We start from the raw sequence: 13,161 nt of genomic DNA on the forward strand, positions 1-13,161 counted from the left end.
GCTCACTTAGCGCTCGGGTCTTTCGCCGCAAGCTCGGCGAGCAGCGTCAGCATGCCTCGCGTGGCCACCTGATCGGCGACGGCGAGCGGTCCTTGGATCGACGCATATTGCGGCGTCTCCGAGACGAGATTGACCGGCACGGCGCGGAAACCATCCGCAGAGCGCAGAAATACCCAGTCTTTGTCGCGGAAATGGACCACGGCGTCGGCCGGCACGCGCCAGAGCGTCCCGCCGGTTCCTTTGATGCGCAGAATAGCCTGCACCGCCTGTCCGGGGCGAACCGGCGATTTGCCGGGCGAGAATTCCGCGACCGCGGTGATGGATTGCGTCGCCGGATCGGCGGTCCGGCCGATGCGGATCAGCTTTCCCTCGACGCCATGGCTCGGCAGCACGACCTTATCCGTGCGGTCGAGCCCGGCGGCGCGGCCGATGGGAACTTGCAGATTGACCCAAATGGGATCGAGCCGCGCGATGGTGACGAGCGGCGCCGAGGCCATCAGGCGATCGCCGACCGTCGCATGCCGCGCCAGAATGACGCCGGACATGGGCGCGCGCACGGTGAGCGCCGCGCCCATCTTGCGCTCCTTGCGCAGCGATTCGATCGCCTGCTCGCTCATGCCGTCCAGCGCCAGCAATTGGCCGCGCTCGTCCAGCACGGAGCGCGCCTGCGCGGCTTCCGCGCGCGTGACCAGAAGGCGGCGCTCGGCGATGATGCGCTCTTTGTGCAGCTGCTCGTCGCGGCGCAGCTTCTCACTGGCGAGCGCGGCGTCGGCGGCGGCCTGCAGAAAGGCGCGCTGCGCCTCGATCAGCTCGGAGCTTTTGAGGGTCGCGATCGGATCGCCGGCTTTCACCTCCTCGTCCGGCGAGACCAGCAGAGTCTCGACGAGGCCGGCGGCGGGCGTCGCCACCATGCGCAATTGCTGCGGCGGAACCGTCACTGTTCCGGGAACGACGAGCTCGTCGGAGCCGGAGCTTTTCTCCACCGGCTTCGTTTCTATGCCGGCGGCTTGAATGTCCTGCTCGCGAAGCGGGATGGAGACCTCGTCGGCGGCGCGGGCCACGCTCGCGAGGAGCGCGCCGGCCATTCCGACGATGACGGCAAGATGCTGAAACTTTTGTATGTTCATTCCGCCTGGAACCGGTCTTTGCGTCGGCGCGCAATTTCGCTTATCGAAGCTGACGAAAAGCTGACGAGCTCGAACTCGACGCTGACGCGACGATCGAAGTTCGAGCGGAGCATAGCACCGCAGCCCCTGCTCATGCGAATTTTGCTGGTGGAAGACGACGAGCGCATTTCCCGCGACGTAGCGAAAGCTCTGCGCGCGGCGGGCTATGTCGTGGATATCGTGGCCAATGGCGAGGAGGCTTGGTTTCTCGGCGATACGGAAAATTTCGCCGCCGTCATTCTCGATCTCGGCCTGCCGGGGCTCGACGGGCTCGCCGTGCTGGAGCGCTGGCGCGAGCAGGGCCGCCGCATGCCGGTCCTGGCCTTGAGCGCGCGCGGCTCCTGGAGCGAGCGCGTCGCCGGCATAGACGCAGGCGCCGATGATTATCTGCCCAAGCCTTTCCAGCCGGAGGAATTGCTGGCGCGGCTGCGCTCCGTCATTCGCCGCTCGGCCGGCCACGCCTCCTCGGTGACGCGCAATGGCGCGCTCTCGCTCGACGAGCGTAGCATGACCATCAAGATCGACGACGCCGCGGTCGAGCTGACGGCGATCGAATATCGTCTCGTCGCCTATCTTCTGCATCGGCGCGGGCAGGTGGTTCCGCAATCGGACCTCGCCGAGCATGTCTATGGCCATGACCAGCAGAGCTCCAACGCCGTGGAAGTGCTGATCGGCCGCGTGCGCAAGAAGCTCGGCGCGCAGGCGATCGAGACCAAGCGCGGCTTCGGCTATCTGATGCCCGATCTCGACCGATGAGAACGCGCTCGCTGCGCCTGCGGCTGTTTCTCTTCGGAGCCGCCGCCATCGCCGGCGCGCTGGCGCTCGCCGGCTTCGTGCTGGTGCTGCTGTTCGAGCATCATGTCGAGCGCACGATGGACGACGACATAGAGACCTATGTCCGTCAGCTCGTCTCCGATCTCGCGGTCGATTCCGATGGACGTCTGCGCGTCATCACCGCGACGCCGGACCCGCGTTTCGCGCGCTTTCGCTCGGGCTTCTATTGGCAGGTGGCGGGCGGCGACAGCCGCGATGTCGAGCGCTCCGCCTCGCTCGGCGAGGAGGCGCTGGAAATCTCCGGCCGCTGCGAGAGCGGCGAGCGCATCGCCTATCATCGTCTGCGCGGGCCTTGGGGCAATGCGCTGCTCGGCGGCGAGCGTTGCGTCGCGCTCGGCGGGGCGGCGGCGTCGCGCCTGCGCGTGCTGGTGGCGCTCGATCTCTCCGGCGTCGCCCGCGCGCGGGACGCTTTTGCGGCGGAGCTGTTCGCCGCGCTCCTTCTCATCGCGATCGGCCTTGCCTTCGCCACCTGGATTCAGGTCGGGCTCGGCCTCGCGCCGCTCGCGGGCCTCGGCGTTGCGGTGAGCGAGATCGCCAAGGGGCGTCGTCGCCGGCTCGATTCGCCGGCGCCGCCGGAGGTGTGGCCGCTCATCGACGAGGTGAACGGATTGCTCGACGAGCGCGACAAGGAAATAGAGCGGGCGCGCAATCGCGCCTCCGATCTCGCCCATGGCTTGAAGACGCCGCTCACCGCGCTCGCCGCCGATGCGCGGCTCTTGCGGGAGAAGGGCGAGACCGAGATCGCTCGCTCGCTCGATCGCATCGGCGACGCCATGCATCGCCATGTCGCGCGCGAGCTGGCGCGGGCGCGCAGCCGCGGCGTCGCGCGCGGCGGCGCGCCGACGCCGGTCGCCGAAGTGGTGGACGCGCTGGCGCGCACGCTCGCCTCGGCGGGGACCGAGGCGCGTTTCGAAATGCGCATCGCGCCCAAGGCGCGCATCGCCGTCGATCGCGTCGATCTGATGGAGATTCTCGGCAATCTCATGGAGAACGCCGCCCGCCACGCACGCGAGCGCATTCGCATCTCTTTCGGGGGCGGGCTTTTTATCGTCGAGGATGACGGGCCGGGCCTGCCGGAGGGCAGCGAGGCGCTGATCCGCCGTCGCGGCGGCCGTCTCGACGAGACCGGCGGCGCCGGCCTCGGCCTCGCCATCGTGCAGGACGTTCTCGACGCCTATGGCGCCGATATGCGCTTCTCGCGCTCGGCGCTCGGCGGCCTGCGCGTGGAGGTGGATTTATCCGGCGCCGCCGAATCTCCTGCGGCGGGTTGAGCGCGGCTCAGCCGAATTTCAATCCCGAATCGATCGTCAGCCCGACGCCGACGCTGGCGAATTTGTCGCCGCGCACGATCTTGGCCTGCGGCGTATGCACGAGACAGGCGCGCTCGATCGCCGGAATGAAGGTGCTGCCGCCGGTGAAGAACACCGTATCGACCTCCTCCGCCTTTATGCCTGCCGCTTTCAGGCAGCGCGCGACACAATCGGTGAGCTTGCGGCATTCATTGGCGATCGTCTCCTCGAACAGCGCGCGCGACGTCTCGATCAGCAGCGCGTCGTCCAGATAGGCGAGGTCGATCGCCGCGGTCGCCGCCTCGGAGAGCACGATCTTCGCCTCCTCCACATCGCCGGCGACGCGATGGCCGGCGCGATCGTCGATCGCCTTGATGAATCGCTCGACCTTCTCCGGCTCGGCGGCGATGGCGCGCAGCTGCTTTAATTCCTCGAGGCTCTTATTATTGTAGAGGAAGGCGATGCGATGCCATTGCGCGAGATCGTGGAAATAGCCATTGGGCAGATCGAGCTCGGGGCGTTTCCTCTGCCGCGTCTGATAGCCGAACAAGGGCATGACCTGCTTGAGGCTCAGCCGATAGTCGAGATCGGTGCCGCCGACATGGACGCCGGCATTGGCGAGAATATCGTCCTTGCGGTCGATCTTGCGCCGATTCTTCGGCGAGACCTTCACAATGGAGAAATCGGAGGTGCCGCCGCCAATGTCGGCGATCAGCGCGATCTCCTCCCGCTCGATGCGCCGCTCGTAATCGAGCGCAGCGGCGATGGGCTCATATTGGAAGAGCACGTCCTTGAAGCCCTGCGCGCGGGCGGCCGCGGCGAGCTGCTCCTGCGCGGTGCGATCGGCGGCTTCGTCATCGTCGACGAAGAAGACCGGGCGGCCGAGCACCGCGTTCTCGATCGGCGCTCCGGCGTTCAGCTCGGTCTTGTCCTTCAAATGGCGCAGAAAGCTGCCCAATATCGCCGTGAAGGCGACGCGCTTGCCGCCGGCGGCGGTGGTTTCGTGAATGAGCGAGCCGCCCAAAATGCTCTTGATGGCGCGAAACAGACGGCCGTTCTCGCGGTCGATATAGAGCGAGATGGCGGAGCGGCCGAAGCCGAGCTTGCCGCCATAGGCGGGGTAGAAGATCGCGCTCGGCAGCGAGACGCTGTCGCCCTCGAGCGGAACGAGCCTCGGCTCGCCCTCGGCCATATAGCCGACGGAGGAGTTGGAGGTTCCAAAATCGATCCCGCAAGCGAGGCTCACGCGATTGTCTCCTTTATAGTCGCCGCGCCAGCGCAGAGCGAAAAACGCGCCGCCGCGCCGACGAAGGTCGGTCGGATGACGGAGCTATGGGGGTTGTCGGCTTTGAGGCGCGGCCGCGGGGAGGGCGGCCGTCCAAATCTGGCGCGGAAACTGCAATTTTTCGCGCGGATTTGCAAATGGGCGGGGCGAGATCCGATCCCCCGGCGTCTTGGCCGGGCTTGTCCCCGGCCACCCACGCCAGGACGCCGCGGCGGCTTGAAAATTCGGCGTGACGCGGAAGCAGCTGCCAGGGACGAATCCGTCGATGGCAGGCGCTTTCATTTGGCTTTGTCAACCGCTTGGCGTGGATGGCCGGGACAAGCCCGGCCAAGACGGCTGCACCGTTTCGCGATGCATGAATCCGATAGTCCTCGAAGGGGGGCGCGCGAATGCGCTCGGGAGGGGGTGACGCCCCGAGTCTTTGCCGTTGCACCCCACCCCGGACCGCTTCGCGATCGGACCCTCCCCCTGAAGGGAAGGGTGGGCGCCCTCACTGCTTCTTCAGCACGCAGCCTTCATTGCAGGTGTCGCGGAAAATGCCGACCTCGTGGATCGCCGGCAGCGAGGGCTCGAGGTCCTTCCATATATAGACGCAGAGATTTTCGAGCGTCGGCTTGCCGAGGCCTTCCAGCTCATTGAGGAAGGAATGGTCCAGACGCTCGCGCAGCTGCTGCAGCCGCGCGCCGAGCTTGCCGAGATCCATGACCCATTCGTCGCCGTCCTGGCGCGGGCCGCGCAAAGTCACCCGCACGCGGAAGGAATGCCCGTGCAGATTGCGGTATTTCCCGCCGGTCGGGTGATCCGGATCGTAGAGGGCGTGCGCCGCCTCGAAGCAGAACTCCCGATAGACTTCGAACAGAACCGTCATTTCACCCCGATGGCCTTATGCGTCTGATGCGAGAACCGCCAGCGCGGATGCGCGAGGCAATAGTCGATCGCCGCTTTCGTATTGCGCAAACTCTCCGGCCCGTCCATGGGCTGGAGCAGGAAATGGTCGAAGGCGAGCCCTTCGAACAGCTCCGGCTCGGCGCCTTTTTGCGGATAGACGAGCTTGAGCTCGTCGCCCCTGGTCTGGACCAGCGGCGCGCCCGCCTTGGGGCTGACGCAGATCCAGTCGACCGCTGGCGGGACGGGAATCGTCCCATTGGTCTCGATCGCGATCTCGAAACCCTCGGCGTGGAGCGCATCGAGCAGCGCGGGGTCGATTTGCAACATCGGCTCGCCGCCGGTCAAGACGACGAAACGCCGCTCGCGGTTTTCGCCCCAGAGACTCGCCAAATGGGCGGCGAGAGCCTCGGCATCTACGAATTTGCCGCCATTCTCGCCATCGACGCCGACGAAATCCGTGTCGCAGAAGCGGCAGTCGGCGGCGTTCCGGTCGGCCTCGCGGCCGCTCCAGAGGTTGCAGCCGGCAAAACGGCAGAAGACGGCGGCCCGCCCGGAATGGCGGCCCTCCCCCTGCAGCGTCTTGAAGGCTTCCTTGACCGCATAGGCCATGGTTTCGGGTCCCGTGGAGCGATCGGGACTGATTAGGGCCTCGCGCGGCGGGGGTCCAGCGGGGCGAAATTTTTCAAGCGTCGGGATCAGAGGGCGAAGCGCTTCACCTCGTCGGCGTCGATGGCTCCGCCTTCCGCCTCGGCCGCGGCCAGTTCGGCGCGCAGCTCGGATAGCTTGATGCGATCGACGGCGTAACGGATCGCCTCTTCCGCGCTCGCGAAGCGGCCGGCCGCCAGCGCGGCTTCCACCTGGGCGGCGTCGGGAGTCAATTCGACCTTCATGAGCGGCTCCGGCCGAGGATCATGGCGCAGAGCCTATCATGGAAGGCGCGCTCTGTCGCTTCACCCGTTCTTCGGCCGCTCATAGCGGTCTATGCCCGGCTCGGGCGCGCGCGGGCGTGGGCCGAGGCTGCGGATATAGGAGACGATATCGTCGATCTCCCGCCGCGACAGATGCATGTCCGGCATTTTGGGATGCGGATCGACGAGGAAATTGGCCAGAGCCTTTGCGTCTGTCCGGCGCTGGGCGACGTCGGCGAACGAGGGCGCGTCGGCGTTGGCGGTCTTTTGGGCGCTCGTCACCACATGGCAGGCGGAGCACCAGCGCTCGGCGATGCGCTTGCCATGGGCGGCGTCGGCGGCGTCGGCCGGCGCGCAAAAAACCGCGAGCAGGGCCAGCGACGGAAAGAGGTGGCGCGAGAGTTTCATGCGGGGCTCCTCCTCGGCTCGTCGCGAGAGCGGGCGCGTCGCCCGACTCGCAGAAGAACCATGAGACCACGAATCCGCGCCGCCGAGAATCGCGGGTCGCGCCGAGGGGCCGCGACCAGACAGCGCAGGCGCAGGCGCCGATCAGGCCGCCCCGGCCTCGGCTTTCTCGGCCGGCCGCAGCGTCACCCTGGCGACGAGGCCATGCGGCTCGCGATCGAGCAGCCGCAGGGAGCCGCCGGCCTCCTCGACCAGGGCGCGCACGATGGAGAGACCGAGGCCGAAGCCGGCGTGCTCGTTGAGATTGCGCCCTGGCCGGCCGCGCACGAAGGGCTCGACGACCTCGGCCTTTTCCGCGTCGGGAATGCCCGGACCATCGTCGGAGACGTCGATCTGGACGCCGTCATCGGCGGCGCGCGCGACGGCGATCACGACGCGCCGTCCATGGGTGACGGCGTTCTCGACGAGATTGGCGAAGACGCGTTGCAGATCGACGAGCGAGCCGATCACCATGCGCCGCCCGTCGCCCTCATAGGCGACCTCATGGCCGAGATCGGCGAATTGATCGGCCACCGTTTGCAGAACGCTGTCGAGATCGACGATCTCCTGCGTATGGCGATAGCGCTCCTCGCGCAGGAAGAGGAGGTTTTTGTAGAGCATCGAATCCATGAGATCGACGTCGTGCAGCATTTTGGCGCGCAAGGTCTCGTCGTCGATGAATTCGGCGCGCAGCCGCATGCGGGTGATGATGGTGCGCAGATCATGGCTGATCGCCGCCAGGACGCGCGAGCGCGCCGCGATCATCGAATAGATGCGCGCCTGCATGCGGTTGAGCGAGCGCGTGAGGTCGCGCACCTCCTGCGGGCCTTTTTCCACCAGCAGCTCGCTCTCGCCCGACTCGCTCGGGAATTTCTCGGCCCGGCGGGCGAGCTCGACGAGCGGCGCGACGACGGCGCTCGACGTCCAAAGCGTCAATATGGCGGCGCAGATGAGGAAGAAGAACGCCGAGCCCAGCCATATGCCCATGGGGGGCGGCAGATCGGGCGTGGACGTCGGACCGCCCTGCGGCTGCGGAGGCGGCGGGCCTCCCGGCTGCGCGCGTGAAAAATCGCCCGGCGGCGGTCCGCGCGGGCCGCCGTCGCCGAAATTCTCCCGTCGCGATTCGCGCGAAATCGGGGTGAGCGTCAGATAGCCGCCCTTGCGTAGCGCTATGGCGAGGCGACGGCCGTCGGGCGCGATCCCGAAGATCTCCGCGTCGGGCCACAGCCGCCCGCGCAGCGAAATCGGCGACGGATCGCTGCGGGCGGCCTGCGCCGCGGGCGGACGCTCGGCCGTGAGGCTCGGTCGCATTCCGTGGGAGAAATCGTCGAAAACGGCGATGAGCCGCTCGCGGTCGGCGACGGTCGCGAGATCGAAGGCCCAGGCGAGCGCGGCGGCCGTCTCTACGGAAGCGACATGCGATCGCGGCGGCGCCCGTTCCTCGCGAGCGCCGCCGCGCTCATCGTGGAAGAAATGCACCGCGATCGTCACGCAGGCGTGAAACAGCACGATGGAGGCGAGCACCAGAATGGCGATCTGCCCGGCGAGATGATCGGGCCGCAGCGCGCGCCAAAATCGTCTCACGCGCGCACCACCTGCGGCGTGAACAAATAGCCTTCCGAGCGGATGGTCTGAATATAGCGCGGGTTCTTCGGGTCGCTCTCCATCTTCTGCCGCAGCCGGCTGATGAGCACGTCTATGCTGCGCTGGAAGGGACCGGCGGTCGGACCATGCGTCAGATCGATGAGCTGGTCGCGCGTCAGCACGCGATTGGGCCGCTCGCACAGCGCATAGAGCAGATCGAATTCGGCGCTGGTGAGCGCCACCTTGGTGCCCGCGGGCGTCGTCACCTGATGCGCCATTATGTCGACGCGCCAACCCTCGAAGAGATAATAGCGCGAGCTCGTCTCGTCGCGGCTGGCGAAGGCGGCGCGCGCGCGGCGCAGCACGGAGCGGATGCGCGCGAGCAACTCCCGCGGGTTGAAGGGCTTCACCAGATAATCGTCGGCGCCCATCTCGAGCCCGAGAATGCGGTCGACATCCTCGCCCTGCGCGGTGACGATGACGATCGGCAGATTGCGGTCGGCGCGCAGCCGGCGGCAGATGGAGAGGCCGTTCTCGCCCGGCAGATTGAGATCGAGGATCACGAGATCGAACTCGCGCTTGGCGAGCGCCGTGTCCATCGTCGCGCCATCGGCGACGACGGCGACGTCGATCTGATGGGTCTGCAGATAGCGAGAGATCAATTCGCCGATTTCGGCGTCGTCCTCGACAAGGAGGATCGCGTCTGTCTTCGTCACGTCGAGCGCACCAGCGGGAATCATGCGGCGGCGTTTCCGTCGCGGAGTCGAGACCTATCCCGTCAATGTGTCTCGATCGTTTCCAGGTCGACGAGATTGCGGACGCGAGCAAGGCGTTTTTTCGCCCTTTTCGAGACGCCGCGCGCCTCCGTTCGGACACCCGCCGCGAAAAACCGGAAAAACTGCGGAAAAGCCGGCGCGCGACAGTGTGGATCGCGCCGCGCCCCTGCTGCGTCTTCCATGCGGGGCTCCGGCGAGCGTGGAGTCGAGGAGGGTCGAATGGATCAGGCGTCTCGCATCGCCGCTTATCTGGCGAGGGAAGCTCTCGAGGATTTTCGAGACCGCGCGACCTATGAGCTCGATCCGGTGAGCCGCTTTCTCTATGTCAGAGCCAAGGAGTTCTATTGGACGCTCACGCGGCTCGCAGGCCTCGCGCATCTGCATGACGGCGCGTATCGGCGCCCTGCGCGGAGAGCGGAGCCGAGAGCCCCTCTCACGGATTTCGCCGCGCCGATGAAACGGCCGCGCGTGCTCGTCGATATGACGGCGACGCACCGCTACGGGCTCGAGACGGGCATACAGCGCGTGGTGCGGGAGATCGCGCGCTGGGCGGTCGCCAGCGGCGCCGGCCTTCCCGTCGTCATAGAGGAGGGACGGCTCGTCTCCTATTACAGCCATGCCGCTCTGCCGCCGCAGGTGGAGATCGCGCCGGGCGACAAGCTTCTGATGCTCGACGCGAGCTTTCACGACGTCGACGAATATGCGCCGATCATGCGCCGCGTCTCGGCCGAGGGCGGGCAGAACGTGCTCGGCCTCTATGATCTCATTCCGCTGCTTTATCCCGGCGCGATCAGCCCGGGACTCTATCTCGATTTTCGGCGCTGGTTCGACACGATGGTTCCGAGCTGCGACGCGATCGTCTGCATCTCGCAGAGCACGGCGCAATCGCTCGTCGGCTATTTGCGCGCCCATTCCTATCCCGCGGATGCGCTGCGGCGCGTCGGCTGGTGGCGGCTCGGCGCGGATTTCGCCGCGACGGAGGCCGCGCCCGGCCGCAAGGCGGCGTCCATTGCGGCGACCCGTGCGCCGCTCTTTCTGAGCGTCGGCACGCTGGAGCCGCGCAAAGCCTATCCAATCGCGCTCGAAGCCTTCGAGCGGCTGTGGCGCTCTGGAGTCGATGCGCGCTATGTCATCGTCGGCCGCGTCGGCTGGCAGGGGCGGATGCTCGCGCGCCGCATTCGCGACCATGAGGAATATGGTCGACGGCTCTTCTGGCTCGATGACGCCGACGACGCCTCTCTGCGTCATCTCTATGCGCAGGCGCATGGGCTGGTCTCGGCCTCGATCGCGGAAGGCTTCGGACTGCCGCTGGCGGAGGCGGCCTTTCACGGGCTCCCAGTCATCGCCAGCGACATTCCCGCGCATCGCGAGATCGCCGACCAAGGCGCGACCTTCTTCCCGCCGCTCGACGCAGCTGCGCTCTCCATGCGGCTTCGCGAGGCGCTGATGCGGAACTGGTCGACGCAGAACCACGAGGCGCGGATCGTCACCTGGCGCGAGTCGACGCAGGAGCTGTTGGGCATGATCCGCGCCGACGCCTTTCAATGGCGCTTCGAGCGCGGCGGCTTCCGCGCCGATGCGCGGATTTGCGTCTGAGCCGGCGCCGGCCCATAGTCTCTCGCGACGTGTCGTGAGAGGCGAGGGCGGTTTTGCCGGAGACGAGCGAGGGGCCGACGGGGGGCGAAGACGAGAGCCTCGCCGGGGCCGCGCGCCGACTGAAGGCGATCATCATCGGCTCGCTCGGCAATCTCGTCGAATGGTATGATTTCTACGTCTATTCCGCTTTCTCGCTCTATTTCGCCAATTCCTTCTTTCCGGGCGACGATCCGGTCGCGCAAATGCTGTCGAGCGCCGGCGTCTTCGCCCTCGGCTTCTTCATGCGGCCGATCGGCGGCGCATTGTTCGGCGAGATCGGCGATCGTTTCGGGCGCCGGCGCGCGCTGACGCTATCCGTTCTCTTGATGTGCCTCGGCTCGCTCATCGTCGCCGCCACGCCCGGCTATGCGACCATAGGCGCGGCGGCGCCGGCGCTGCTCCTCTTCGCGCGGCTGCTGCAAGGCCTCAGCCTCGGCGGTGAATATGGGTCGTCGGCCACTTATCTCTGCGAGATGGCCGCCTCGCGCCATCGCGGATTCTATTCGAGCTTTCAATATGTCACGCTCATCGGCGGGCAGCTGACGGCGCTGCTGGTGCTGCTCGTCCTGCAAAATCTCGTCTTCACGCCGGAGGAATTGCGCGCCTATGGCTGGCGCATTCCTTTCGCGATCGGCGCAGGGCTGGCGCTGTTCGCGCTGCTCATGCGGCGCGATCTCGAGGAGACGCAGGCGTTCACTTCCGAGGCGTCGCCGCGGCGCCGCAGTTCCTTGCGCGCGCTCGCCTCTTATCCGCGCGAGGCGGCGACCGTGGTCGGGCTGACCATGGGCGGCACGCTCGCCTTCTATGTCTACACCACCTACATTCAGAAATTCCTGAAGCTTTCTGCAGGTTTGAGCGATGCGCAGACGACGTGGATCAGCGCCGGCTCGCTCGTCTTCGCCATGGCGCTGCAGCCGGCCTATGGCGCTTTGTCCGATCGCGTGGGACGGCGTCCGCTGCTCATCGCCTTCGGCGTGCTGGGGACGCTCTTCACTGTGCCGCTGATGACGGCGATCCAGACCGCGCGCGATCCATGGACGGCCTTCGCGCTGGTGCTGGCGGGTTGGCTCATCGTCGGCGCCTATACGTCGATCAATGCGCTGGTGAAGGCGGAGCTGTTTCCGGCCTCGGTGCGGGTGACGGGCGTCGCCGTGCCTTATGCGATCGCGGTCTCGCTGTTCGGCGGCACGGCCGAATATGTCGCGCTCTGGTTCAAGAGCGAGGGGCGCGAGAGCTGGTTTTATTATTATATCAGCGCGGCGATCTTCTGCTCGCTGATCGTCTATGCGCTGATGCCGGAGACGCGCTCCGCCTCGCGTATCGACGCGGAGCGCGCCCGCTGACAATCTCCTTCTCCCCGCCTTGCGGGGAGAAGGAAGGCGGCGAAGGCTGCGCGAAGCGATAATCCGACCGATCGCCTATCAGGCGGCGGCGCCGCCGGCGAGCCGCGGCGCGAAGGGCGAAGCGGCCGCGGGTAGGGCGAGGCCGGCCGCCTCGCGTATGGCCTGCACTGGCGTGCGCGAGAAGGATTCGACGCAGAGCGCGATCTTCGATGTCGAGGCGCCGTCGAGCAGTGTGGCGAGGCCGGCGCGATCGAGCGGCTCCTCGTCCCAATAGGCGACGGCGAGGCTCTGCGGCACGATCTCATGCGCCGCCATCAGCCGCGGCGAATGGCGCACGAACTGCCCATAGAGCAGATATTCGGAGAAGGCGCGCGTGCGGCACAGCGCTAAGAACCAATCGACGCCGGTGGCGTCCTCGATCGCGCGCGTCATCGCGCGCACGGCGTCCTTGTCCCAGACGATGAGATTGCCGATGTGATCGTCGGCCGGAAAGCTGCTCGGCGGCAGGCCCAGAAGCCGGTCGCCATTGGCGATCCATTTGGCGTGCAGCGGCGCATCGGCGGAGATCGCCCCGCGCGCGATATAGAGCGGCGAGCGCGCGCCGCCGGCATAGGCGCCGATATCGAAACGGCGGATAATGACATTGTCGGAATCGACGATGCAGAAGCGTTGTTCCGGCAATTGCAGCACGGCGGCGATCTTCAGCATCTGCTGAATGTGCCAGCCATGCACAGGCCGCGAGCGGAAGGACCACCACACGCGGCGCCCGTTGCGCATCAGGAAGGGCGGAACCAGCCGCAGCCAGCGCGGCAGAAAGCGCGAGCAGGGCAGAATGACGCGGCGCGGGCCGGCGAACTCCGCGAACAGCTCCATATCGTCGTCATTGACGATGACATAGTGCCGCTCATAGCCGGTGAGGCGGCGGTCTATGCTCTCGCAGAGCAGCGCGAAGCGCTCGCGGTCGGCGCGATGGGTGGGCGTGATGAGCGCGATCGGTCGTTCCATAGGC

General features: G+C 66.9%; 14 protein-coding genes. 4 read left to right on the top strand and 10 right to left on the bottom strand.

Annotation, left to right across the window (positions count from 1 at the left end):
* Positions 1-2: 2 nt before the first annotated feature.
* Positions 3-1,127: an efflux RND transporter periplasmic adaptor subunit gene (locus METLW3_RS0104570; protein WP_024878796.1), complete on the bottom strand. Its 1,125-nt coding sequence runs from the start codon at positions 1,125-1,127 to the stop codon at positions 3-5.
* A gap of 132 nt (positions 1,128-1,259) precedes the next feature.
* Between METLW3_RS0104570 and METLW3_RS0104580 the strand changes: the two genes are divergently transcribed.
* Together METLW3_RS0104580 and METLW3_RS0104585 are read left to right on the top strand one after the other, a co-directional pair.
* Positions 1,260-1,922, top strand: coding sequence for a response regulator transcription factor (locus METLW3_RS0104580; protein ID WP_024878797.1), 663 nt, complete (start codon positions 1,260-1,262; stop codon positions 1,920-1,922).
* Complete coding sequence (locus METLW3_RS0104585) at positions 1,919-3,271, top strand: ATP-binding protein (RefSeq protein ID WP_024878798.1); 1,353 nt, start codon at positions 1,919-1,921, stop codon at positions 3,269-3,271. The genes METLW3_RS0104580 and METLW3_RS0104585 overlap by 4 nt, the downstream gene beginning before the upstream one ends.
* 7 nt (positions 3,272-3,278) lie before the next feature.
* Here the strand turns inward: METLW3_RS0104585 and METLW3_RS0104590 are convergent, their stop codons facing one another.
* The 8 genes from METLW3_RS0104590 to METLW3_RS28090 form a co-directional block, all read right to left on the bottom strand.
* Positions 3,279-4,535 (bottom strand): Hsp70 family protein, encoded by a 1,257-nt coding sequence (locus METLW3_RS0104590; RefSeq protein ID WP_024878799.1) that lies wholly within the window; start codon positions 4,533-4,535, stop codon positions 3,279-3,281.
* Positions 4,536-5,064: 529 nt separating this feature from the next.
* Positions 5,065-5,442 carry a 6-carboxytetrahydropterin synthase gene (locus METLW3_RS0104600; protein WP_024878801.1) on the bottom strand — a complete coding sequence of 126 codons (378 nt, stop codon included), beginning with the start codon at positions 5,440-5,442 and terminating at the stop codon, positions 5,065-5,067.
* A complete protein-coding gene (gene queE / locus METLW3_RS0104605; RefSeq protein WP_024878802.1) occupies positions 5,439-6,071 on the bottom strand; it encodes a 7-carboxy-7-deazaguanine synthase in 633 nt (210 codons plus the stop codon). The genes METLW3_RS0104600 and queE overlap by 4 nt, the downstream gene beginning before the upstream one ends.
* Positions 6,072-6,157: 86 nt before the next feature.
* On the bottom strand, positions 6,158-6,352 hold the full coding sequence (locus METLW3_RS0104610) for a hypothetical protein (protein WP_024878803.1): 195 nt from the start codon (positions 6,350-6,352) through the stop codon (positions 6,158-6,160).
* A gap of 60 nt (positions 6,353-6,412) precedes the next feature.
* The gene (locus METLW3_RS0104615) at positions 6,413-6,778 is read right to left on the bottom strand and encodes a cytochrome c (RefSeq protein WP_024878804.1); all 366 of its coding nucleotides are present in this window, start codon (positions 6,776-6,778) and stop codon (positions 6,413-6,415) included.
* Between the two features lie 141 nt (positions 6,779-6,919).
* The gene (locus METLW3_RS0104620) at positions 6,920-8,398 is read right to left on the bottom strand and encodes a HAMP domain-containing sensor histidine kinase (protein ID WP_024878805.1); all 1,479 of its coding nucleotides are present in this window, start codon (positions 8,396-8,398) and stop codon (positions 6,920-6,922) included.
* Entirely contained in the window at positions 8,395-9,138 is a 744-nt protein-coding gene (locus METLW3_RS0104625; protein WP_051465375.1) for a response regulator, read from the bottom strand. Before METLW3_RS0104625 ends, METLW3_RS0104620 begins: the two co-directional genes overlap by 4 nt.
* A 38-nt stretch (positions 9,139-9,176) precedes the next feature.
* Positions 9,177-9,356 carry a hypothetical protein gene (locus METLW3_RS28090; RefSeq protein WP_024878807.1) on the bottom strand — a complete coding sequence of 60 codons (180 nt, stop codon included), beginning with the start codon at positions 9,354-9,356 and terminating at the stop codon, positions 9,177-9,179.
* Positions 9,357-9,393: 37 nt separating this feature from the next.
* On the opposite strand from METLW3_RS28090, the gene METLW3_RS0104635 reads away from it, so the two are divergent.
* Together METLW3_RS0104635 and METLW3_RS0104640 are read left to right on the top strand one after the other, a co-directional pair.
* Positions 9,394-10,770, top strand: coding sequence for a glycosyltransferase family 1 protein (locus METLW3_RS0104635; RefSeq protein WP_024878808.1), 1,377 nt, complete (start codon positions 9,394-9,396; stop codon positions 10,768-10,770).
* A gap of 119 nt (positions 10,771-10,889) precedes the next feature.
* Positions 10,890-12,152, top strand: coding sequence for an MFS transporter (locus METLW3_RS0104640; RefSeq protein WP_084484876.1), 1,263 nt, complete (start codon positions 10,890-10,892; stop codon positions 12,150-12,152).
* A gap of 78 nt (positions 12,153-12,230) precedes the next feature.
* Here METLW3_RS0104640 and METLW3_RS0104645 read toward each other — a convergent pair whose 3' ends face one another.
* Positions 12,231-13,157 (bottom strand): DUF6492 family protein, encoded by a 927-nt coding sequence (locus tag METLW3_RS0104645; protein WP_024878810.1) that lies wholly within the window; start codon positions 13,155-13,157, stop codon positions 12,231-12,233.
* Between the last annotated feature and the right edge of the window lie 4 nt (positions 13,158-13,161).

This window comes from Methylosinus sp. LW3, assembly GCF_000527115.1.
GTDB lineage: Bacteria > Pseudomonadota > Alphaproteobacteria > Rhizobiales > Beijerinckiaceae > Methylosinus.

Coding starts and splice junctions, on each gene's coding strand:
- METLW3_RS0104570 (WP_024878796.1), bottom strand. CDS start 1,127: ATGAACATACAAAAGTTTCAGCATCTTGCCGTCATCGTCGGAATGGCC.
- METLW3_RS0104580 (WP_024878797.1), top strand. CDS start 1,260: ATGCGAATTTTGCTGGTGGAAGACGACGAGCGCATTTCCCGCGACGTA.
- METLW3_RS0104585 (WP_024878798.1), top strand. CDS start 1,919: ATGAGAACGCGCTCGCTGCGCCTGCGGCTGTTTCTCTTCGGAGCCGCC.
- METLW3_RS0104600 (WP_024878801.1), bottom strand. CDS start 5,442: ATGACGGTTCTGTTCGAAGTCTATCGGGAGTTCTGCTTCGAGGCGGCG.
- queE (WP_024878802.1), bottom strand. CDS start 6,071: ATGGCCTATGCGGTCAAGGAAGCCTTCAAGACGCTGCAGGGGGAGGGC.
- METLW3_RS0104610 (WP_024878803.1), bottom strand. CDS start 6,352: ATGAAGGTCGAATTGACTCCCGACGCCGCCCAGGTGGAAGCCGCGCTG.
- METLW3_RS0104615 (WP_024878804.1), bottom strand. CDS start 6,778: ATGAAACTCTCGCGCCACCTCTTTCCGTCGCTGGCCCTGCTCGCGGTT.
- METLW3_RS0104625 (WP_051465375.1), bottom strand. CDS start 9,138: ATGATTCCCGCTGGTGCGCTCGACGTGACGAAGACAGACGCGATCCTC.
- METLW3_RS28090 (WP_024878807.1), bottom strand. CDS start 9,356: ATGGAAGACGCAGCAGGGGCGCGGCGCGATCCACACTGTCGCGCGCCG.
- METLW3_RS0104635 (WP_024878808.1), top strand. CDS start 9,394: ATGGATCAGGCGTCTCGCATCGCCGCTTATCTGGCGAGGGAAGCTCTC.
- METLW3_RS0104645 (WP_024878810.1), bottom strand. CDS start 13,157: ATGGAACGACCGATCGCGCTCATCACGCCCACCCATCGCGCCGACCGC.